Source organism: Paraburkholderia sp. BL18I3N2 (genome assembly GCF_003001875.1).
Classification (GTDB): Bacteria; Pseudomonadota; Gammaproteobacteria; order Burkholderiales; family Burkholderiaceae; genus Paraburkholderia; species Paraburkholderia phytofirmans.
Genome location: NZ_PVNC01000003.1, coordinates 173,962 through 193,331, shown reverse-complemented (window position 1 = coordinate 193,331; position 19,370 = coordinate 173,962). Strand labels below are relative to the sequence as shown.

Annotated in this window: 17 protein-coding genes; 6 read left to right on the top strand and 11 right to left on the bottom strand. The window is 63.7% G+C overall.

Annotated features, from left to right (window positions below; all coding sequences use genetic code 11):
• Nucleotides 1-29 precede the first annotated feature (29 nt).
• From B0G75_RS10480 to B0G75_RS10450, 7 genes are all read right to left on the bottom strand, one after another.
• The gene (locus tag B0G75_RS10480; protein ID WP_106304215.1) at nucleotides 30-560 is read right to left on the bottom strand and encodes a cytochrome b; all 531 of its coding nucleotides are present in this window, start codon (nucleotides 558-560) and stop codon (nucleotides 30-32) included.
• A 132-nt stretch (nucleotides 561-692) separates the two neighbouring features.
• Nucleotides 693-1,994: an NCS2 family permease gene (locus tag B0G75_RS10475; protein ID WP_106304212.1), complete on the bottom strand. Its 1,302-nt coding sequence runs from the start codon at nucleotides 1,992-1,994 to the stop codon at nucleotides 693-695.
• Between the two features lie 154 nt (nucleotides 1,995-2,148).
• Nucleotides 2,149-2,646, bottom strand: a complete 498-nt coding sequence (locus B0G75_RS10470; RefSeq protein ID WP_106304209.1) for a YaiI/YqxD family protein — start codon at nucleotides 2,644-2,646, stop codon at nucleotides 2,149-2,151.
• 239 nt (nucleotides 2,647-2,885) lie between these two features.
• On the bottom strand, nucleotides 2,886-3,143 hold the full coding sequence (locus B0G75_RS10465) for a DUF4148 domain-containing protein (RefSeq protein ID WP_106304206.1): 258 nt from the start codon (nucleotides 3,141-3,143) through the stop codon (nucleotides 2,886-2,888).
• 129 nt (nucleotides 3,144-3,272) lie between these two features.
• Nucleotides 3,273-4,046 (bottom strand): slipin family protein, encoded by a 774-nt coding sequence (locus B0G75_RS10460; protein ID WP_106304203.1) that lies wholly within the window; start codon nucleotides 4,044-4,046, stop codon nucleotides 3,273-3,275.
• Complete coding sequence (locus tag B0G75_RS10455; protein ID WP_106305583.1) at nucleotides 4,043-5,674, bottom strand: nodulation protein NfeD; 1,632 nt, start codon at nucleotides 5,672-5,674, stop codon at nucleotides 4,043-4,045. The genes B0G75_RS10460 and B0G75_RS10455 overlap by 4 nt, the downstream gene beginning before the upstream one ends.
• 84 nt (nucleotides 5,675-5,758) lie before the next feature.
• Nucleotides 5,759-6,796, bottom strand: a complete 1,038-nt coding sequence (locus B0G75_RS10450) for an AraC family transcriptional regulator (protein WP_106304200.1) — start codon at nucleotides 6,794-6,796, stop codon at nucleotides 5,759-5,761.
• A gap of 270 nt (nucleotides 6,797-7,066) precedes the next feature.
• Between B0G75_RS10450 and B0G75_RS10445 the strand changes: the two genes are divergently transcribed.
• From B0G75_RS10445 to B0G75_RS10420, 6 genes are all read left to right on the top strand, one after another.
• Entirely contained in the window at nucleotides 7,067-8,200 is a 1,134-nt protein-coding gene (locus B0G75_RS10445) for an acyl-CoA dehydrogenase (protein ID WP_106304197.1), read from the top strand.
• 111 nt (nucleotides 8,201-8,311) lie between these two features.
• Nucleotides 8,312-10,003, top strand: coding sequence for an AMP-binding protein (locus B0G75_RS10440; RefSeq protein ID WP_106304194.1), 1,692 nt, complete (start codon nucleotides 8,312-8,314; stop codon nucleotides 10,001-10,003).
• A 72-nt stretch (nucleotides 10,004-10,075) separates the two neighbouring features.
• A complete protein-coding gene (locus B0G75_RS10435) occupies nucleotides 10,076-11,587 on the top strand; it encodes a CoA-acylating methylmalonate-semialdehyde dehydrogenase (RefSeq protein ID WP_012427503.1) in 1,512 nt (503 codons plus the stop codon).
• A 24-nt stretch (nucleotides 11,588-11,611) separates the two neighbouring features.
• Nucleotides 11,612-12,526, top strand: coding sequence for a 3-hydroxyisobutyrate dehydrogenase (gene mmsB, locus B0G75_RS10430; RefSeq protein ID WP_106304191.1), 915 nt, complete (start codon nucleotides 11,612-11,614; stop codon nucleotides 12,524-12,526).
• Nucleotides 12,523-13,341: an enoyl-CoA hydratase gene (locus B0G75_RS10425; protein WP_106304188.1), complete on the top strand. Its 819-nt coding sequence runs from the start codon at nucleotides 12,523-12,525 to the stop codon at nucleotides 13,339-13,341. Before mmsB ends, B0G75_RS10425 begins: the two co-directional genes overlap by 4 nt.
• Nucleotides 13,338-14,486: an enoyl-CoA hydratase/isomerase family protein gene (locus B0G75_RS10420; protein WP_106304185.1), complete on the top strand. Its 1,149-nt coding sequence runs from the start codon at nucleotides 13,338-13,340 to the stop codon at nucleotides 14,484-14,486. Before B0G75_RS10425 ends, B0G75_RS10420 begins: the two co-directional genes overlap by 4 nt.
• 230 nt (nucleotides 14,487-14,716) lie before the next feature.
• Here the strand turns inward: B0G75_RS10420 and B0G75_RS10415 are convergent, their stop codons facing one another.
• The 4 genes from B0G75_RS10415 to B0G75_RS10400 all read right to left on the bottom strand — a co-directional run bounded on the left by B0G75_RS10415 (nucleotide 14,717) and on the right by B0G75_RS10400 (nucleotide 19,162).
• A complete protein-coding gene (locus B0G75_RS10415; protein WP_106304181.1) occupies nucleotides 14,717-15,538 on the bottom strand; it encodes a TetR/AcrR family transcriptional regulator in 822 nt (273 codons plus the stop codon).
• 144 nt (nucleotides 15,539-15,682) lie between these two features.
• Complete coding sequence (locus B0G75_RS10410) at nucleotides 15,683-17,044, bottom strand: MFS transporter (protein ID WP_106304178.1); 1,362 nt, start codon at nucleotides 17,042-17,044, stop codon at nucleotides 15,683-15,685.
• Nucleotides 17,045-17,097: 53 nt separating this feature from the next.
• Nucleotides 17,098-18,384, bottom strand: a complete 1,287-nt coding sequence (locus tag B0G75_RS10405; RefSeq protein ID WP_106304175.1) for a CaiB/BaiF CoA-transferase family protein — start codon at nucleotides 18,382-18,384, stop codon at nucleotides 17,098-17,100.
• Between the two features lies 1 nt (nucleotide 18,385).
• Nucleotides 18,386-19,162 carry an enoyl-CoA hydratase/isomerase family protein gene (locus B0G75_RS10400; RefSeq protein ID WP_106304172.1) on the bottom strand — a complete coding sequence of 259 codons (777 nt, stop codon included), beginning with the start codon at nucleotides 19,160-19,162 and terminating at the stop codon, nucleotides 18,386-18,388.
• Between the last annotated feature and the right edge of the window lie 208 nt (nucleotides 19,163-19,370).

Below are 19,370 nucleotides of genomic sequence, written 5' to 3'. Positions count from 1 at the left end.
TACGAGCGCGATTGCGAGCGCCAGCGCTCTCAGACCATCCGCCGCAGCGTCCGATCCTTGAGCACCACGTGATGCGCGATCGCCGCCAGCGCGTGCAAGCCGATCACCCAATAAAACGCATTGCCGAGCCACTCATGCGCCGTCTTGAGCAACGGACGCGCAGCAGGATCCGCGCCGACCAGCGTGTAGTCGATGTTAAGCCACGTCAGCGTGACCGGGTGTCCGCCGGTGTTGATCATGAGAATGCCGAGCAGCGGCTGGACGAAGATAAAAACGTACAAGGCGAGATGCGCGGCCCGCGCCAGAAAGGCGAGCAGCCGGTTGCCGTCCACTTCGGCGGGCGCGCCGGCCCATAGTCGCCACAGCAGACGCAGAGAGGCCAGCGCGAGCACCAGCGAGCCGCACCAGAAATGCACGCTGCTCCAGAATACGCGGCTGTCGCTACCTTTTGGCCCGCGAATCTCGATCGCCAGATAAGCCAGCGCGATCAGCAGAAACATCGCCCAATGGAAGAAAATCGCGGGCGCCGTATAGCGGTCCGAGGTGCGGCTGTAAGACATGTAGGGAACTCCCGTGGCCTGGTCGATGGTTTTTTGAATCATCGGATGATAAACGGTGCCCCACCCGAATGGGCACCGTCAATAAACCGTCGTTGATCCAGACCGGGGTTCGGCGCACGGGCGCCCGTGCGCCTATTCGCTGCCGAGGTAGAAATAGCGGAACAGGAAAATCGCCGCAATGATCCACACCACCAGCTTCACCTTGCGCCCCTGGCCGGTCAACAGCTTCAGGCCCGCATACGAGATGAAGCCGAACGCGACGCCATTGGCGATCGAATAGGTGAAGGGCATCAGCAGCGCGGTGAGCGCGGCCGGCACGACTTCGGTGGCGTCGTCCCACGGCAGGTCGAGCATTTCGCGCAGCATCAGGCACGACACGTACAGCAGCGCCGGCGCCGTCGCATAGCCGGGCACCACGCTTGCCAGCGGCGCGAAAAACAGCGCCGCGAGAAACAGCACGGCCACGGTGATGGCCGTCACGCCCGTGCGCCCGCCGGCTTGCACGCCCGAAGCGCTTTCAATATAAGCGGTGGTCGACGAGGTACCCAGCATCGAGCCGGCCAGAATGGCGGTGCTGTCGGCAAGCAGCGCGCGGTTCAGCCGATGCATCTTGCCTTCCACCAGCAACCCCGCGCGATTGGCCACGCCCATCAGCGTGCCGGTCGCATCGAACAGTTCGACGAGGAAGAACACGAGAATCACGTTCAGCACGCCGCCCGACAGCGCGCCGCGAATGTCGAGCTGGAACAGCGTCGGCGAGATGGACGGCGGCGCGGAGACGATGCCGTGAAACTGGTTGCCGCCGAAGAAAAAGCTCAGCACCGTCACGCCGACGATCCCGATCAGGATCGCGCCGCGCACCCGCAAATGATCCAGCGTGACGATCGCGAAGAAGCCGATGACCGCGAGAATCACATGCGGGTTGTGCAGATCGCCGAGCGTCACGAGCGTCGCGGGATTACCCACCACCACGCCCGCCGACTTCAGCGAAATGATCGCGAGAAAGAGGCCGATGCCGCCGGTGATGGCAATGCGTATCGAATGCGGAATGCCGTTGACGATCACCTCGCGCACGCGGAACAGCGTGACGATCAGGAACAGACAGCCGGAAATGAACACCGCGCCGAGCGCGGCCTGCCAGGTGAAGCCCATGCCTTTGACGACGGTGTACGCGAAATACGCGTTCAGCCCCATGCCCGGCGCGAGCGCGATCGGATAGTTCGCGTAGAGACCCATGATCAGCGAGGCGAGCGCGGCCACGATGCAGGTCGCGACGAACACCGCGTCCTTCGGCATGCCGGCGTCGCCGAGAATCGCCGGGTTGACGAAGATGATGTACGCCATCGTCAGGAAGGTGGTGAGGCCGGCGAGCACTTCGGTGCGCAGGTCGGTGCCGGCGGATTCGAAGCCGAAGTAGCGTTTTATGGAGTCCATGAGGCGGGTCTCTCGTCGTTCAGAAAGCGTTTGTTGTGATTGGAGCGGTGAAGGCGCCGCGTCGCCGGGGTGACGGGCGCTGTGCTACGGCCGGATTGTAGTCAGGATTGGCGGTGGCGTGCCGCATTGTGCGGCTCGGCGGCCGAGTAAAGGCTCATTCGACGGGCGGTTCGTCGGGAGATTGTGGCGCCGATGCATCAGGCTGCGGCGGTTGGCGCGAGAGCCAGCGGTCCAGTTCGCCCGCGAAGCTTTTGCTGTCCCGCTGGCTGAAGGCCGAAGGCCCGCCGGTATCGACGCCGCTGCTGCGCAACTGGTCGAGCATCGAGCGCATACGCAGCCGTTCTTCGATCGTGCCGGGCGTGTACCAGTTGCCGCGCGGATCGAGCGCTTGCGCGTTTTTGGCCAGCACGGCGGCGGCGAGCGGGATGTCGGCGGTGATCACCAGATCGCCCGCGGCGACACGTTCGGCGATCAGGTCATCGGCGGCGTCGAAGCCGGCCGGCACCTGGATCGCGCGGATCAGCGGCGACGGCGGCACGCGCAGAAACGAATTGGCGACCAGCGTCAGCGTCATGCCGGTGCGGCGCGCGGCACGGTACAGCATGTCCTTGATCACGACGGGGCAGGCGTCGGCGTCAACCCAGATTGACATGGTTCGGATTCCGGCAGCGGGTTGTCGAAGGGGCGAGATGATACCTTGCCAGCGCGCAGGGCGGCGCGGCAAGCGAATTTACGATGTTGCGGGAAAGCGGGAAAGCGGGAAAGCGGGAAAGCGGGAAAGCGGGAAAGCGGGAAGCGGGAAACCTGAAAACCAGGAAAGGCATGCGGGCCCGACCACGCCCGCGACCGTTGCAGTCGCAGGCAGCCCCGCATGCCGCGCGGTGGCCCGCGTTACTGCGTCATCGTCCCACCCGATTCCTGCGCGCGCCGTGCCGCGACGATGCGGCCCGCGCGTTGCGCATTCTCCGGATAGTCGATCCAGTCGAGCGGATCGTAGCCGGCGGCACGCCATTCGGCCAGGTCGGCCTTCACCTGGGCGCGCGTTTTCGGCGCCGACGGATCGTAAGGCCGCGCCGACTGCGCAAACGCGGTGCTCATACTCACGGCGGCCAACAGCGCGCCGAGTCCAACTATAGAAACGATTTTCATGACGAGCTCCTATGGAGCGGTTAAAAACGACCCCCGCATTCTAGTTTTGGCATGCATTTCGAGTAAGGCGATTGAAGGCAATGCACCATTTCGCCCAGTGAATCAACCCGGGCTGAATGATCCTGCGGCTCACGGCGCCGACGGCTTGCTGAAACGGTCCAATACAGCGCTCAGCAGGTCGATCGGCAGCGGGAAGACGATCGTCGAATTCTTGTCGGCGGCAATCGTCGTGAGGGTTTGCAGGTAGCGCAACTGCATGGCCTGGGGCTGGCGCGACAGCGTCTGCGCCGCTTGCAGCAGATGCTGCGAGGCCTGCAATTCGCCTTCCGCGTGAATCACCTTGGCGCGCCGCTCGCGCTCGGCCTCGGCCTGGCGGGCAATCGCGCGGATCATCGTTTCGTTGATATCCACGTGCTTGATTTCCACGATCGACACCTTGATGCCCCACGCGTCGGTCTGGGCATCGAGCACTTTCTGGATGTCGGCATTGAGCTGCTCGCGATCGGCCAGCAGTTCGTCGAGTTCGTGCTTGCCGAGCACCGCGCGCAAGGTCGTCTGCGATAACTGGCTGGTCGCCTCGAAGTAGCGCGCCACCTGGATCACGGCTCTCTCCGGATCGACCACACGGAAATACACCACCGCGTTGACCTTCACCGAGACGTTGTCGCGCGTGATCACGTCTTGCGGCGGCACGTCGAACACGACGGTGCGCAGATCCATGCGCACGGCCTGCTGCACGATAGGAATGATCAGCACGAGGCCTGGCCCCTTGACCTTCCAGAAACGCCCCAACATGAACACGACGCCGCGTTCGTACTCCCGAAAAATCCGTATCGATGAAGCAACCAGCGCGGCCGCCAGCAGAATCAGGATGCTGGTGAAGCCGAATGTGAAACCGATCATGAGCTTTCTCCTTGTTGTCGTGCTTCCGTTGGCACCACGATCAACGTCAGGCCGCGCCGCGCGGTGACGCGCACCGCATGGCCCGCCGCGACCGGGGCCGTGCTGGACACCCGCCAGCGTTCCCCATGCACTTGTGCCCAACCGCCCAGCGCGCCGTCCGCCGTGAGGTCCGCCGGCGAGAGGCCACCGTCGAGCACCACGCCGACACTGCCGATCATTCCTTCCGAACCCGTCACCACCGGACGGCGCCGCGCACTCAGCGCGAGCCGCGACACGCCCAGCACGAACACCACACTGAACACGGTCACGGCGGCGATCATCGGCAGAGGGATACCGTAGCCGGGCACGTCGGTATCGATCAGCATCAGCGCGCCGATCACGAACGCGACCACGCCGCCGAAGCCGAGCGAGCCGAAGGTCGGCAGAAACGCCTCGCCGATCAGGAAAGCGACGCCGAGAAAGATCAGGCCGAGGCCGACGTAGTTGATGGGCATCATCTGCATGGCGAACAGGCCGAGCAGCAGGCTGATCGCGCCGACCACGCCGGGCAGCACGAAGCCCGGATTGGCGAATTCGAAGAACAGGCCATACATGCCGATCATCAGAAGGATCAGCGCGACGTTGGGATCGGTGATCACGGCGAGGAAGTGGCTGCGCCAGTCGGCTTCTAGCGTGACGATCTGGGCGTTGGCTGTGTTGAGCTTGACGTTGCCCGCGCTCGTGACGAGCGTGCGGCCGTCGACCTGGCGCAGCAGGTCCGGCACATCGCGCGCATTCAGATCGACGACGTGTTGCGCGAGAGCATCCGCCGCCGACAGGCTCACGGCTTCGCGAACCGCGCGCTCGGCCCAGTCGGTGTTACGTCCGCGCATCTGCGCAAGGCCGCGGATGTAGGCGGCGGCGTCGTGGACCTGCTTGCGCATCTCGGTCGATTGGGTGTCGAGCGGCAGGGCGCTGGCGGAGCCGGTGGGCGCGGATGCCGCAGGTTTGCTCGGGTTGCCGGCGCCGGTATCGCCAGCGCCGTTACCCGCAGCGCCAGCGTTACCGCCACCCGCACCACCGCCTCCCGCACCACCACCACCGCCACCAATACCCGGCAACCCCGGCGTTCCACCGCCCCCGGGCGGTTCGGCGCCGCCGATGCCCATCTGGATCGGCGTCGCCGCGCCGAGATTGGTGCCCGGCGCCATCGCCGCAATGTGGCTTGCATAGACGATATACGTGCCGGCGCTCGCCGCGCGCGCGCCGCTCGGGGCGATAAAGGTGGCGACCGGCACCGGCGAGCCGAGAATCGCCTTGATGATCTGCCGCATCGACGTGTCGAGCCCACCCGGCGTATCCAGTTGCAGCACGGCGAGCTGCGCGCGATCTTCAGCGGCGCGCTGCAGGCTGCGCACGATGAAGTCGGCGCTGGCCGGACTGATCGCTCCGTTCACTGGAATGACAACGACGCTGTTGGGGACGACGGCGGCGCGCAGCGTCACATTCGATTCGCACGACGCGAACCCAAACGCCAAAAGCATGCCGAGCACGGTCATGCCGCGCATCAACCGGCCCGCCATGTCGCTGCGGATAAGCGACATGCGCGAGCCGGACTGCCGGAACGGGAGACGTGGATACGTGCTCATCGCTGACGGCCGCCGCGCCCTGCCGACATGCATCGGCCGACGCGGGCCGATACCCCAAAAGAAGGCTGGCCTGCTTCTTACAGCTTAGTCCGATTCCGCCTTGCGCGTGAAATCCGCGCGCGCCGGCCGGTAGTCGGTCGGCCGCATGCCGGTCCACTTGCGAAACGCGCGATGAAACGCGCTCGGTTCGGCAAACCCGACGGAGGTCGCGATGTCGGCGATGGTGCGGTCCGTGTCCTGCAGCTCACCGATCGCGATATCGCGCCGCAAGTCGTCCTTGATCGACTGGTACGTATAGCCTTCCTGTTTCAAACGCCGGCGCATGGTGGCCTCGGCGACGTGCAGACGTTCGGCCATCTGATCGGCGGCGGGCCAGCCGGCCATCGGCATGGCGCGCAGCATCTTGCGCACGCGCGCCGCGAGCGAGCCCGGATTGCGGTACTTGACGATGAAGCTGCCGGGCGCGTCGCGCAGGAAGGGTTTGACGGACTTGGTCGTCTGGATCACGGGCAACTCGAGAAACTCCGGCGCGAGATCGACGTACGACTCGGCCTGCTCGAAGCTCATGTGATCGCAGAACATCAGCCGGTACTCGTGCGCGGCGGACGGCTCGGCGCAGCGAAAGCGCGCCTCGAGCAGCGGAATGCGCCGCCCGACCAGCCAGCACAACAACCCATACACCACGATGAAGTAGGTCGCATAGGCGAACATCGCCGGCGGCGGCGCGCCGGCGTTTTCCACGAAGCGCAGGCGCACGCGCTGCGCGTGCGTTTCGATCTCCGCGCCGAGGTCGTCCAGCACGAGACGCATGAAGGCGACCGCGCGCGCCAGCGCCTGCCCGCCGTTGCGCGCGGTGAGCGCCGTCTGCGTCATGGCGATAAAGCTGCCGCTTTTCATGCGATGCGAATCCTGGCCGAAGAACTCGTCGTCCAGCGCTCGGGCGATGGCGGCCCACAGCGCGCCGTATTGCGCCGACGACACGCGGCTTTTTGGCGACGCCAGCATCGGCGCGGCGATGCCGGCCGCTTCGGCAAGCGGCAGCGCGTCGAGGCCGCGCGAGCGCGCCAGCGCGAGCGCTTCCTCGACCATGCTGACGGAAATCGTCCCTTTATCGTTTTTCATGCGTATCCGGTTTGACGGCGAAGCTGGCAAAAGCGCTCAACATTTTCCTTGTGGCGATTCGCCAAGTGCCTGAAATCGTGTGCTTATGCGGATTCATATCGTACCAGTATGGCAAATGCGCTCAGTCAGAATGATCGGGCTGAGCATCGAACCTGCCGGTCGGCTTGCCTACACTGAGCCTCAACCGATTGCGCTCCGCGTGGCCTCACAGACCCGAACGTGAGGCGGAGAACCAGCCGCGATCAAACGCACAGCACAGGACCCAGCGCCATGGACAGCTTCTACACCGACGAACAACGGATGATCCGCGACGCGGCTCGCGACTTCGCCACCGAACAGCTCGCGCCGCATGCGGGCCAATGGGATCGCGACGCGCAACTGCCCGCCGAGGTCGTCAGGCAGATGGGCGAACTCGGTTTTCTCGGCATGATCGTGCCGGCGGAATGGGGCGGCTCCTACACGGACTACGTGGCCTATGCGCTCGCGCTTGAAGAGATCGCCGCGGGCTGCGCCGCCTGCGCCACGCTGATGAGCGTGCATAACTCGGTCGGCTGCGGGCCGATCCTCAACTTCGGCACGGAAGCACAAAAAGACCGCTATTTGCAGGACCTCGCAACCGGCCGCCGCATCGGCGCGTTCTGTCTGACCGAGCCGCAGGCCGGCTCCGAGGCGAACAATCTGCGCACCCGCGCCGTGCTGCGCGACGGCAAGTGGATACTCAACGGCAGCAAGCAGTTCGTGACCAACGGCTCCCGCGCCGACCTCGCGATCGTCTTCGCTGTGACCGATCCCGACCGTGGCAAGCGCGGTCTGTCGGCCTTCATCGTGCCGACCGATACGCCGGGCTTCAACGTCGGCAAGCCGGAGCATAAGCTCGGCATTCGCGCTTCGGACACCTGTCCGATTTCGCTCGACGACTGCGCCGTGCCCGAAGCCAATCTGCTCGGCGAACCGGGCGAGGGCTTGCGGATCGCGCTGTCGAATCTCGAAGGCGGGCGTATCGGCATTGCCGCGCAGGCGGTCGGCATCGCTCGGGCCGCGTTCGATGCCGCGCGTCTCTATGCGAACGAACGCATCCAGTTCGGCAAAGCGTTGAAGGAGCATCAGACTATTGCCAACATGCTCGCCGACATGGCCACGCGTTTGAATGCCGCGCGGCTTCTCGTGCAGCACGCGGCGCGGCTGCGCACGGCGGGCAAGCCGTGCTTGTCGGAGGCTTCGCAGGCCAAGCTGTTCGCGTCGGAACTGGCGGAGGAGATCTGCTCGAACGCGATTCAGATTCATGGCGGCTATGGTTATCTGGAGGACTACGCGGTGGAACGCCACTATCGCGATGCGCGCATCACGCAGATTTACGAAGGGACCAGCGAGGTGCAACGCATGCTGATCGCGCGGCATGTGTAAATGCAAACGAAGCGGCATTTGAGTGCAAAATAGTCTGGCCGCCGGATAGAAAGCAGTGCAGCAGCGGGACAAAAGAGCGAAGCGGATACACCGCGCCAACTGGAGACGACAATGACTGCAGCGAAGGCCTTTTTCGACGCGCGTGACCTGTTATTGCGCCATCGAACCGACTACGAGCGCGCCTACCGCGAATTCGCGTGGCCGGCACTAGGCGAGTTCAACTGGGCGCTCGACTACTTCGACGTAATCGCGCGCGATAACGACAACCCAGCGCTGTGGATCGTCGACGATCCCGCCACCAACGGCCTGCGCCTGTCGTACGCGCAGATGTCGGAGCGCTCGGCGCGCATGGCGAATTTCCTGCGCGGCGTGGGCGTGGGCCGCGGCGACCGCCTGCTGCTGATGCTGCCGAACCGCGTCGAACTGTGGGACGTGATGCTCGCGGCCATGAAGCTCGGCGCGATCGTGCTGCCCGCCACCACCCAGCTTTCCGCCGATGACGTGCGCGATCGCGTGCAGATCGGCGGCGCGAATTTCGCGGTGATCGATAGCGCGGAGCTGGCCAAATTCGATGCGCTCGAAGCGCCGCTCACGCGCCTCTCGGTGGGCACGCCGCGCGACGGCTGGATCGACCTGGCCGCGGCCTATGACGCATCGCCGCAATTCACGCCCGAAGGCGTCACGCTGGCCACCGACCCGATGTTGCTGTACTTCACCTCAGGCACCACCTCGAAGCCCAAGCTGGTCGAACACACGCATCAAAGCTATCCGGTCGGCCATCTGTCGACGATGTACTGGATCGGCCTGCAACCGAACGACATCCATTGGAATATCAGCTCGCCGGGCTGGGCCAAGCACGCGTGGAGCTGTTTCTTCGCGCCGTGGAATGCGCAGGCCTGCGTGTTCGTTTTCAACTTTCCGCGCTTCGTGCCGAAAGACACGCTGAACGCGCTTGTTCGTTTCAACATCACCACGTTGTGCGCGCCGCCGACCGTCTGGCGCATGCTGGTGCAGGAGCATCTGAGCGACTATCCGGTCAAGCTGCGCGAAATCGTCGGTGCCGGCGAGCCATTGAATCCCGAGGTCATCGAGCGCGTGAAGCACGCGTGGGACATTACGATCCGCGACGGCTACGGCCAGACCGAGACGACCTGCCAGATCGGCAACTCGCCGGGCCAGCCGGTCGTCGCGGGTTCGATGGGGCGTCCGCTGCCGGGCTACACGATCGAACTTATCGATGCCGATGACCAGCCCGTCACCGAAGGCGAAATCGCGCTGCCACTTGCGCAACGGCCGCTCGGTCTGATGACCGGCTACGCGAACAACGCCAACGCCACCGCGCAAGCCATGCGCAACGGCTTCTACCGCACGTCCGACGTGGCGCTGCGCCGTGACGACGGCTACTACGTCTATGTCGGCCGCGCCGACGACGTCTTCAAATCGTCCGATTACCGCCTCAGTCCGTTCGAGCTCGAAAGCGTGCTGATCGAACACGAGGCGATCGGCGAGGCTGCCGTGGTGCCGAGCGCCGACGCGCTGCGTCTGTCGGTGCCCAAGGCGTTCGTCACCGTGCGCCAGGGTTACGAAGCCGGCCCCGAACTCGCGCGCGCCGTATTCGCGTTTTCGCGCGAAAAACTCGCGCCGTACAAACGAATTCGGCGCCTGCAATTCAGCGAATTACCCAAGACCATCTCCGGCAAGATTCGCCGCGTCGAATTGCGACGCCGCGAAATGGAGCGCGAGGCCGAACCCGCGCGCCTGCCCGACGAGTATTGGGAAGAAGATTTCCCGGATCTGCGCTGATTCCCTGCGTCGATCCCTTTTGTTTCCAGTCACTGTCCGGCCGCCTCGCGGCCACCGCAGAGGAGTTCCAGAATGAGCGCAAATGCAGCCGTTGCCACCGTCAAGTTGCTGATCAACGGCGAGTTCGTCGAGTCGAAGACCACCGAATGGCGCGACATCGTCAATCCCGCCACGCAAGAGGTGCTGGCGCGCGTGCCGTTCGCCACCGCCGACGAAGTGAACGAAGCCATCCGTTCCGCCCACGCCGCGTTCAAGACCTGGAAGGACACACCGATCGGCGCGCGCATGCGCATCATGCTGAAGTACCAGGCGCTGATTCGCGAGCATTCGCCGCGTATCGCCAGGACCTTGAGCGCGGAGCAGGGCAAGACGATTCCCGATGCCGAAGGCGATATCTTTCGCGGCCTCGAAGTGGTCGAGCATGCATGCTCGATCGGCACCTTGCAGCAGGGCGAGTTCGCGGAGAACGTGGCGGGCGGCGTGGATACCTACACGCTGCGCCAGCCGATCGGCGTGTGCGCCGGCATCACGCCGTTCAACTTCCCGGCGATGATCCCGCTGTGGATGTTCCCGATGGCGATCGTGTGCGGCAATACCTTCGTGCTGAAGCCTTCCGAACAGGACCCGCTTTCGACCATGCAACTGGTCGAACTCGCGCTCGAAGCCGGTGTGCCGAAGGGGGTGCTGAATGTCGTGCACGGCGGCAAGGAAGTGGTCGACGCGCTGTGTACGCACGAACTCGTCAAGGCCGTTTCGTTCGTCGGCTCGACGGCGGTCGGCACGCACGTGTACCGCCTCGGCAGCGAACACGGCAAGCGCGTGCAATCGATGATGGGCGCGAAGAACCACGCGGTGGTGCTGCCCGATGCGAACCGCGAGCAGACCTTGAATGCGCTTGCCGGCGCTGGTTTTGGTGCGGCGGGACAGCGCTGCATGGCGACCTCGGTGGTCGTGCTGGTGGGCGCCGCGCAGCAATGGTTGCCGGATCTGGTCGCCAAGGCCAGGACGTTGAAAGTCAACGCGGGCAACGAACCGAACACGGACATCGGCCCGGTGGTTTCGCGCGCGGCGAAGCAGCGCATTCTCGGCTTGATCGAAGCGGGCGTGAAAGAAGGCGCGACACTCGCACTCGACGGCCGCGACATTAAAGTGCCGGGCTACGAGCAAGGCAACTTCATCGGCCCGACGGTTTTTTCCGATGTCACCACCGAGATGGAAATCTATCGCCAGGAGATTTTCGGCCCGGTGCTGGTGGTGCTGAACGCGGCGACGCTCGATGACGCCATCGCGCTGGTCAACCGCAATCCGTTCGGCAACGGCGTGGGCCTGTTCACGCAGAGCGGCGCGGCGGCGCGCAAATTCCAGAGCGAGATCGATATCGGCCAGGTCGGCATCAACATTCCGATTCCGGTGCCGGTGCCGTCCTTCAGCTTTACCGGCTCGCGCGGCTCGAAACTCGGCGACCTCGGCCCCTATGGCAAACAGGTCGTGCAGTTCTACACGCAGACCAAGACCGTCACCGCGCGCTGGTTCGACGACGACACCGTCAACGACGGCGTCAACACGACCATCAGCTTGCGCTGAGTCCTGGCGTCCACGGGAGACATCATGAAAATAGGCTTTATCGGACTCGGCAACATGGGCGCGCCGATGGCGCACAACCTGCTCAAGGCGGGTCACGCGGTCAATGTATTCGACCTCAATGCGCAAGCCGTGCAGGCGCTCGTGGATGCGGGCGCGAAAGCAGCCGCATCGCCGAAAGCCGCGGTAACCGACGCGGAATGCGTGATCACCATGTTGCCCGCCGCCGTGCATGTGCGCAGCGTGCTGACCGCGGACGACGGCGTGTTCGCCGGCATCGCGAAGGGCGTGACGATCATCGATTCGAGCACGATCGATCCTACGAGCGTCAAGGCGTTCGCCGAACTCGCGCAGCAGCACGGCAACACCTTCGTTGATGCGCCAGTTTCAGGCGGCACCGGCGGCGCGGCGGCGGGCACGTTGACCTTCATGGTCGGCGGCAGCGCGAGCGCGTATGAGCAGGTCAAGCCGGTGCTTTCGGCGATGGGCAAGAACATCGTGCATTGCGGCGACACCGGCACGGGCCAGGTCGCGAAGATCTGCAACAACCTCGTGCTCGGCATCACGATGGCGGGCGTTGCCGAAGCCATGTCGCTCGGCGAGGCGCTCGGCATCGACGCGAAAGTGCTGGGCGGCATCATCAATACATCGACGGGGCGCTGCTGGAGTTCGGACACCTACAATCCGATGCCCGGCGTGATCGAGACCGCGCCGTCCACGCGCGGCTACACGGGCGGCTTCGGCACGGATCTCATGCTTAAGGACCTCGGTCTCGCCACCGACGCCGCTAAATCCGCGCGTCAACCGGTCTATCTCGGCGCACTGGCGCAACAGCTCTATCAAACGATGAGCGCGAAAGGCGCGGGACGTCTCGACTTTTCCGCAGTCATCAAGCTGTATCGTCAGGACAGCCTGGGCGGCAAGGACGGAGGCGCGGCATGATCGAACTCGACTACGCGCACGACGGCGCCGTCGCGCAACTCACGCTCAAGCGGCCGCCGGCCAACGCGTTTACGCCCGAAGGTTTGCTGCAATTGCAGCAGACCGTCGAACGTTTGAACGGCGAGGCGCGCGTGCGCGCTATCGTGATCACCGGCGACGGCCCCAAGTTCTTCAGCGCGGGCGCCGACCTGAACACCTTCGCCGACGGCAATCGCGAAGTCGCGCGCACGGCGGCGGCGCGCTTCGGCGCGGCGTTTGAAACCTTGCAGAACGCGCGGCCCGTGGTAATCGCGGCGATCAACGGTTATGCGATGGGCGGCGGTCTCGAATGCGCGCTGGCTTGCGATATCCGCATCGCGGAACAGCATGCGTTGCTGGCGTTGCCCGAGACCGCGGTCGGCTTGTTGCCCTGCGGTTGCGGCACGCAGACGCTGCCGTGGCTGGTCGGCGAAGGCTGGGCCAAGCGGATGATTCTGACCGGCGAGCGTGTCGATGCGGCGACGGCGTTGCGCATCGGTCTGGTCGAAGAAGTGGTGGAAAAGGGCGCGGCGCGCGAGGCGGCGTTGGTCATGGCCGCGCGCGTCGCCACGTTGAGTCCGCAGGCGGTCGGCTTCAGCAAGACGCTGATTCATCAGGGCCGCAACGGCGTGCCGCGCGCGGCGGCGCTGGCGCTGGAGCGTGAGCGCTTCGTCGATCTGTTCGACGGCGCCGATCAGCGCGAAGGCGTCAATGCGTTCCTCGAAAAGCGCCCGCCGCGCTGGCAGGTGACGCAGGCCGCGCAGACCGACGCCTCGCAACCGGAGACGCGTCAATGAGCGCCTTGCAAAGCGTCGCGCACGATACGAGCCTGGAAGCGGAACGCGAGATCCTGTTTCGCGTGGTGAATCGCGTGGCGATCATCACGCTGAACCGGCCGGCCGCGCTCAATGCGCTTTCGCACGCGATGGTGCGCGAACTCGCCGTGCTGGTCGAACATTGCCGCACCGACGACGGCATCGTCGCGCTCGTGCTCAAAGGCGCGGGCGCCAAGGGTTTCTGCGCCGGCGGCGACGTGCGCGAAGTGCAGCGGCTCGCGAAGAACAGCGACAGCCGCTGGCTCGCGTTCTTCGTCGACGAATACCGGCTCGACTATGCGCTGCACACGTTTCCGAAGCCGGTGGTCGCGTTGCTCGACGGCATTGCGATGGGCGGCGGCATGGGGCTCGGCCAGGGAGCGCGGCTGCGCATCGTGACCGAGCGCAGCAAGATCGCCATGCCGGAGACGCGCATCGGATTTTTGCCGGACGTCGGCGCGACGCGTTTTCTGAGCGCGATGCCGGCGGAGCTCGAGTTGTATGTCGGGCTAACCGGCGCGACCTTGTCCGGCGCCGACGCGTTGCGCCTGCAACTGGCGGATCTGTGCGTGCCGGCCGAATGGCTCGCCAGTTTCGAAGAGCGTCTGCAGCGCATGCCGCTCGAAGGCGATCTGATGGGCGCCTTGCGCGGCGTGTTCGAGCCGCCGTGCAATATCATTCCGCACGCGCCGCTGGCGGCGTTCACCCAACTGATCTTGCGGCATTTCGATCGGCGTTCGACCATCGACCGGATGGTCGCGACGGTGCGGCACGATTTGCTGCGTGAGCCGCCGCGCGAGGTGAAGCAGTGGTTGCAATCCACCTACGACGCGCTGACCGGCCATTCGCCCACTATGCTCTACGTCACGCGTGAGGCGCTTTTGCGCGGCCGGCAGATGACCCTGGCGGAGTGCTTCCGCATGGAACTCGGCATCGTCAAACGCGTGATCGAGGAGGGTGACTTCTGCGAAGGCGTGCGAGCCCAGTTGATCGACAAGGACCGCAAAGCCCGCTGGGCGCCCGCCACGCTCGCCGAGGTGCGACCGGAGCGCGTCAGGCATTTCCTCGCATCGCCGTGGAAGAGCGATGCGCATCCGCTGGCTGCGTTGGGCGCGGAGCAGGGCTGACGTGACATTGCGTTAAAGCGGGGCCGGGTAGGCCGTACTGGATTCGAAGCCTCTGGCGGATTCAACCACTACATGAATGCCTTCAAGTCTTCTCGACGGCCGGGCTCGTTTCACAGCGTGATCACGCTGGGAGTGCGACTGAACTCCGCAGCGCCCCTCATTGATCACGATGCCGCACACCTTTAGAACAGTGTGCTGGGGCGGTGGCTTACATTCGACAGCGACGACGACTACGCTTTGGCGCGCTTGCGTGCTGTGCGCGTAACTACGGGTTTTTCTGAGAGCATGCACTGCTGGATCACGCGCTGGAGATGGTCCGGGCCGGCCGTGATCGCGCTTAGCAACGTCATCAAGACGAAATCGATCAACTTGGGCAGTGCGACCTTGTTGTCCGCACGCGGTGCGCGGTTCGCCAGGATCAGCGTGGCGAGACCATGTTCCATGCTCCACGCCGCATGAGTCACCAGCTTGAGATCGGCATGTGCCCAGCCACTCTCGATGGCCAGCGCCTCAATCGTCTCGGAAAACAACCCAAAAGACCGGTTACTTTCCTCAGTGAGTTCTGGATACGCTTGATGCGCCACGATGCGAGGTCCGATCATCAGACCGAACAGTCCATTGTGGCGCTGCGCGAATTCAACATACACCCGCATCATCCGATACGCTTTGGCAAGCGCGGTATCGTCGCTGTCACGGATCGCGACGCGCAACGCAGCGAGGTCGCGATAACCGCTCGCCGCGATCGTGGCCAGAAGTTCGTCGATACCCGCGAAATGTCGCGAGGGCGCGGCTTCTGATACGCCCACCATTCGCGCGAGATAGCGCAGACTCAAGTCTTGCGCAGACACATCTGTGAGCGCATTGCGCCCGGCTTCGATGAGCGCGTTGCGGAGATTGCCATGGTGGTAATCCGCGTTCTTTGTGATAGATGACTTAGGACTCACGTGGCCTTCGTTCGTGGAGCAAAACAAGGGATCGATTATAAATTCTGCGCAATCAGGCAAGCAATATCGCGGATCGGGCGCTAAACAAGCGAGCGTCACGACACGCATTCTAGCGGCCTGGTGGCGCGGTTGGTCGTCAGGGCTACACCGCCTGTCCATCTGCTCCGAGCGTGCAGCGCCCAAAGCAGCCTTTCGGTACGCAACGCGGGCGCTCGCCATGACTACCCGGCGCGCCCCGCCGGCATCGACTAGTCACGTTGGGCATCGATCCGATACAGCGTCAACGGGCGATCGCCTCCTGACAATGTGCTGCACGCCAAAAAGGAGAACCGCAACGCCGAGTGCCTGGACACAGGCAATCATTATGAACCCGCTGGCGTAAGTTCCCGTCGCGTCGCGGAGATATCCGATCAGAAAGGGTGTCACGAAACCTGCGACGTTGGCGACAGAACTGATCAACGGCACGCCGACCACTAACGATTTGCCGCTGAGGAGGCCGACAGTCATTTGCCAGAAGAGCGTTATACCCGCTCCCGTTCCTGCGAAGCCCAGAGCAAGCAGGAAAAACGTCGCAATGGTACTGCTGTGCCATACGAAAACGAGCGCCGAAAGGCTCACCGCAGTAAAAACCGACGCCAGCACACAGAAGATCCGCCGACGCTGCGCACTGCCCCCGATGCTACAGATGAGCACATTGCCCAAAGCCCCTGAAATGCAGGCACCCGCAACTGCACGGCCGATCTCTTTGTATCCGCCGAATCCCGCCTCACGAAGTATCGTCGGGGAAAAGAAAAACAGTGCGGCCGTCGCGGCGAGGAGGGAGAAGTAGGCCGCGCTCAAGATCCAGACGGCGGGGTTGAGGAGAAGAGGCCGGTCGTCGTCGGTATCGTTAATCGCTTCGGCGTTCTGTCTGAGATCGTCCTCGACGAGCGCACGCTGTCGCGCCGACAGCCACTTGGCGCGGCGAGGCAGATCCGGAAGTATCATGAACGCAACGCACGCCAACACGACCGTAGGGATGGCCTGAGCAAAGAACATCCATCGCCAGCCTTGAAAGCCCGCCAGTCCGTTCATGTGCTCGAGCACGAAGCCGCCCGTCAGGCCAATCGTGACGGTCGAGAAGAGCGACCCTGAATGGAAGATGCTGAAGTTGCGCGTGCGCCTTTTTCCCGGGAACCACGCGTTGAAGTACAACACGACGCCTGGGTAGAATCCGGCCTCGAACACACCGAGCAGGAACCTCAACGCGTAGAACGTCGGCGCGCTATCGACGAACGTCATCGCGACACTCGTCAATCCCCAGGCGCCGGCGATACCAGCAAGCACGGTGTGTGCGCCGAACCTCTTTTGCAGCATCGTGGTAGGGATGCCGAACAGCACGTAGCCGACGAAGAACAGGCCGGCGCCCAGTCCATAGACTGTCTCGCTGAATCGCAGATCCACGACCATCTGCAACTTCGCGAAAGCAACGTTCGAACGACCGACCCACGCCAGCATCCATAAGCCAAACAGTATTGGCAGTATCCTCCATTGCGCCAAAGCGTAGGCTTTCCGAAGGAGGGCGTTGTCATCCAACGATGACGCCTCTACGCAGGCTTGTTTCATCACTTCCATCCAGTCCTCCGACGTGTTGTGTTGAACCGCTAATACGAGGCGTACTGCGGTGATCAAAGATCGTCCGTCACGTTCTGCGACTCACGCGCTTGCGCACCAATGGAATCTTCGATCTTCTTCGTTGATGGCGGCGGTCCACCGATCAGAATGCCGCTCTCGATTGCATTGCGGATTTCGGCATCCGCGAAACCCGCTTCGCGGAAAACCTGCTCGTTGTGCTCGCCGCGAAATGCGGGCGCGCTGCGCATTCCAAGGTCGTCATCGGAAAAGTGCCATGGATAGCCGTGCATCAGATAGGAGCCGCCGCGGCGATCCGAAATCTCGTGCACCGCCCCCCATTGCTTTGCCCAATCGGTGTCGGCCAATTCCTTCAGCGTACGAATCTGGCCAATTGCGATCTTGGCCTCGTCGAGTTGCGCATCGAGCGTCTTGAGATCGCGGAATGACCGCATCCACGTCTGGATCACTGCGTGCAGTGCGTTGTAGTTCTGCAGGCGGCGCTCAGCGGTGCAGAAACACGAATCGTGCGCCAGATCCATACGGCGCATCGCCCTCAAGTAATTCGGAAACGTGTTGCTGCCGACGATGCTTTGCGCCGCCACGAACTCTTCGCCACCAGGGCCGACGAAATGCGGTCCGTCGGCGGCACCGAGGATGCCCGGCTCGGCGCCCGTCTCGACACCCGCGAGATCGAGGTGAGCGCGCTCGTTGATCGACAGCATCACGGCCGCCATCGCGACGTCGATGTATTGGCCGCGCCCGGTGACTTCACGCTTGCGCACCGCCGCGAGCACGGCGATGGTTGCTTGCAGGCCCGCATAGACATCCGCGTGCGACAGGGGATCGGTCCATTTGCGGCCGTCGCTGGCGCTGTCGAAATGTCGCAGCGTGTTATGCGTGAATCCCGTTTCGGCCTGCACGGTCGGCGCATAGGCCATGCGGGACGCCCATGGGCCGTGCTGGCCGTAGCCCGTGATCGAAACGTAGACCAGCGCGGGATTGCGATCCGCGAGCGTCGCGTAGTCGAGTCCAAAACCCTTGAGCGTGCCGGCCCGAAAATTCTCGACGATGATGTCGGCTTCGTCGCACAGGCGGAGCACGAAATCACGTGCGCCTGGTGCGTTCAGGTCGATGCTGATGTTGCGCTTGCCGCTATTTTGCTGGGCGTAGTAGCCGGACATGCCGTCGCAATTCGGGAACGCGGCACGCGACACGTCAGGCCGCGGTGGTTCAATCTTGATCACATCGGCGCCGAGATCGGCGAGCGTCCGCGCGCACAGCGGGCCGGCCAGCACGCGGGAAAAATCGACGACCTTGAGTCCTTCGAGCGGTCCGGCCATGTCAATTCCCTTCGAAAATGGCGGTGCCGGGGCCAGCCTTATCGAAGGCGTCCAGTCCGCGTTTGAGATCCTGCGACGCCCAGATTGGCTTTTGCAGATCGAACATCGCTTCGTCGGCGGCGGCAACGCCCTCATTGACTGCGACACGCACGAGTTGCTTGGTTGCGGCATGCGCGACGGTCGGGCCGGCGGCCAGTTCCTGTGCAATCGACAGTGCCACTTCATCGAGCTTGTCGTCGGGCACGACGAGGTTGATCAGGCCCCAGCGTTCGAGCGTGGCCGCGTCATATCGGCGACCGAGCAACGCGAGTTCTTTCGCGCGCGCCGGACCGGCTCGCATCACCTGACGCTGAATGCCGCCGAGCAGCGGATGCAAACCGAGTGCGACCTCAACCGAGCCGATCCTGGCCGATTCGGCGGCGACGCTGAAGTCACAGGCGAGCGCCACTTCGAATCCCCCGCCGAGACATGTTCCGTTCACCGCGACAACGATCGGGATCGGCAGTGTCTCGAAGCCGCGCAGCACCTCAAGCGGATCCATCAGCGCCTTGCCTTGCGTGGCAATGCGATCGGGGAAAAGCGCTACTTCAGCGCCGGCCGAGAAGTGCCGCAGACCACTGCGCAGCAGGATCGCACGCGAGCCGCGTTTCACTGCCTGATCGAATTCATCGAGTAGCGCGCGATACAGCGTCGGTCCCATCAGGTTGTGCGGTCGACGGTTCATCGTAAGGACCGTCACGTGGCCCTTGATTTCTCTTTGAACAATTGCCTCGTTCATTCTTTGCTCCATTCGTCAGATTCAAATATTCTTTCGCCTGAATGTTAACGGACATAACATTTTGACAAGACACTGATGCCAGAGTTTGCCTGGCTGAAAAAAGTGACAACCGAAGAGGTTATTTTGTGTGTCGTAGCGGTGAAAGTCCGGCTACGGCACGACACGAGTCGTGGTTTGTGACGCGATATAAGGAGTCTGGCGAACTAAA

Excerpts from the sequence above, each read along its gene's own strand:
- B0G75_RS10435 (WP_012427503.1), top strand. The coding sequence starts at position 10,076 with ATGAGCGCAAATGCAGCCGTTGCCACCGTCAAGTTGCTGATCAACGGC.
- B0G75_RS10445 (WP_106304197.1), top strand. The coding sequence starts at position 7,067 with ATGGACAGCTTCTACACCGACGAACAACGGATGATCCGCGACGCGGCT.
- B0G75_RS10415 (WP_106304181.1), bottom strand. The coding sequence starts at position 15,538 with ATGCGTGTCGTGACGCTCGCTTGTTTAGCGCCCGATCCGCGATATTGC.
- B0G75_RS10470 (WP_106304209.1), bottom strand. The coding sequence starts at position 2,646 with ATGTCAATCTGGGTTGACGCCGACGCCTGCCCCGTCGTGATCAAGGAC.
- B0G75_RS10405 (WP_106304175.1), bottom strand. The coding sequence starts at position 18,384 with ATGGCCGGACCGCTCGAAGGACTCAAGGTCGTCGATTTTTCCCGCGTG.
- B0G75_RS10455 (WP_106305583.1), bottom strand. The coding sequence starts at position 5,674 with ATGAGCACGTATCCACGTCTCCCGTTCCGGCAGTCCGGCTCGCGCATG.
- mmsB (WP_106304191.1), top strand. The coding sequence starts at position 11,612 with ATGAAAATAGGCTTTATCGGACTCGGCAACATGGGCGCGCCGATGGCG.
- B0G75_RS10475 (WP_106304212.1), bottom strand. The coding sequence starts at position 1,994 with ATGGACTCCATAAAACGCTACTTCGGCTTCGAATCCGCCGGCACCGAC.
- B0G75_RS10425 (WP_106304188.1), top strand. The coding sequence starts at position 12,523 with ATGATCGAACTCGACTACGCGCACGACGGCGCCGTCGCGCAACTCACG.
- B0G75_RS10480 (WP_106304215.1), bottom strand. The coding sequence starts at position 560 with ATGTCTTACAGCCGCACCTCGGACCGCTATACGGCGCCCGCGATTTTC.
- B0G75_RS10450 (WP_106304200.1), bottom strand. The coding sequence starts at position 6,796 with ATGAAAAACGATAAAGGGACGATTTCCGTCAGCATGGTCGAGGAAGCG.
- B0G75_RS10410 (WP_106304178.1), bottom strand. The coding sequence starts at position 17,044 with ATGGAAGTGATGAAACAAGCCTGCGTAGAGGCGTCATCGTTGGATGAC.
- B0G75_RS10460 (WP_106304203.1), bottom strand. The coding sequence starts at position 4,046 with ATGATCGGTTTCACATTCGGCTTCACCAGCATCCTGATTCTGCTGGCG.
- B0G75_RS10465 (WP_106304206.1), bottom strand. The coding sequence starts at position 3,143 with ATGAAAATCGTTTCTATAGTTGGACTCGGCGCGCTGTTGGCCGCCGTG.
- B0G75_RS10440 (WP_106304194.1), top strand. The coding sequence starts at position 8,312 with ATGACTGCAGCGAAGGCCTTTTTCGACGCGCGTGACCTGTTATTGCGC.
- B0G75_RS10420 (WP_106304185.1), top strand. The coding sequence starts at position 13,338 with ATGAGCGCCTTGCAAAGCGTCGCGCACGATACGAGCCTGGAAGCGGAA.
- B0G75_RS10400 (WP_106304172.1), bottom strand. The coding sequence starts at position 19,162 with ATGAACGAGGCAATTGTTCAAAGAGAAATCAAGGGCCACGTGACGGTC.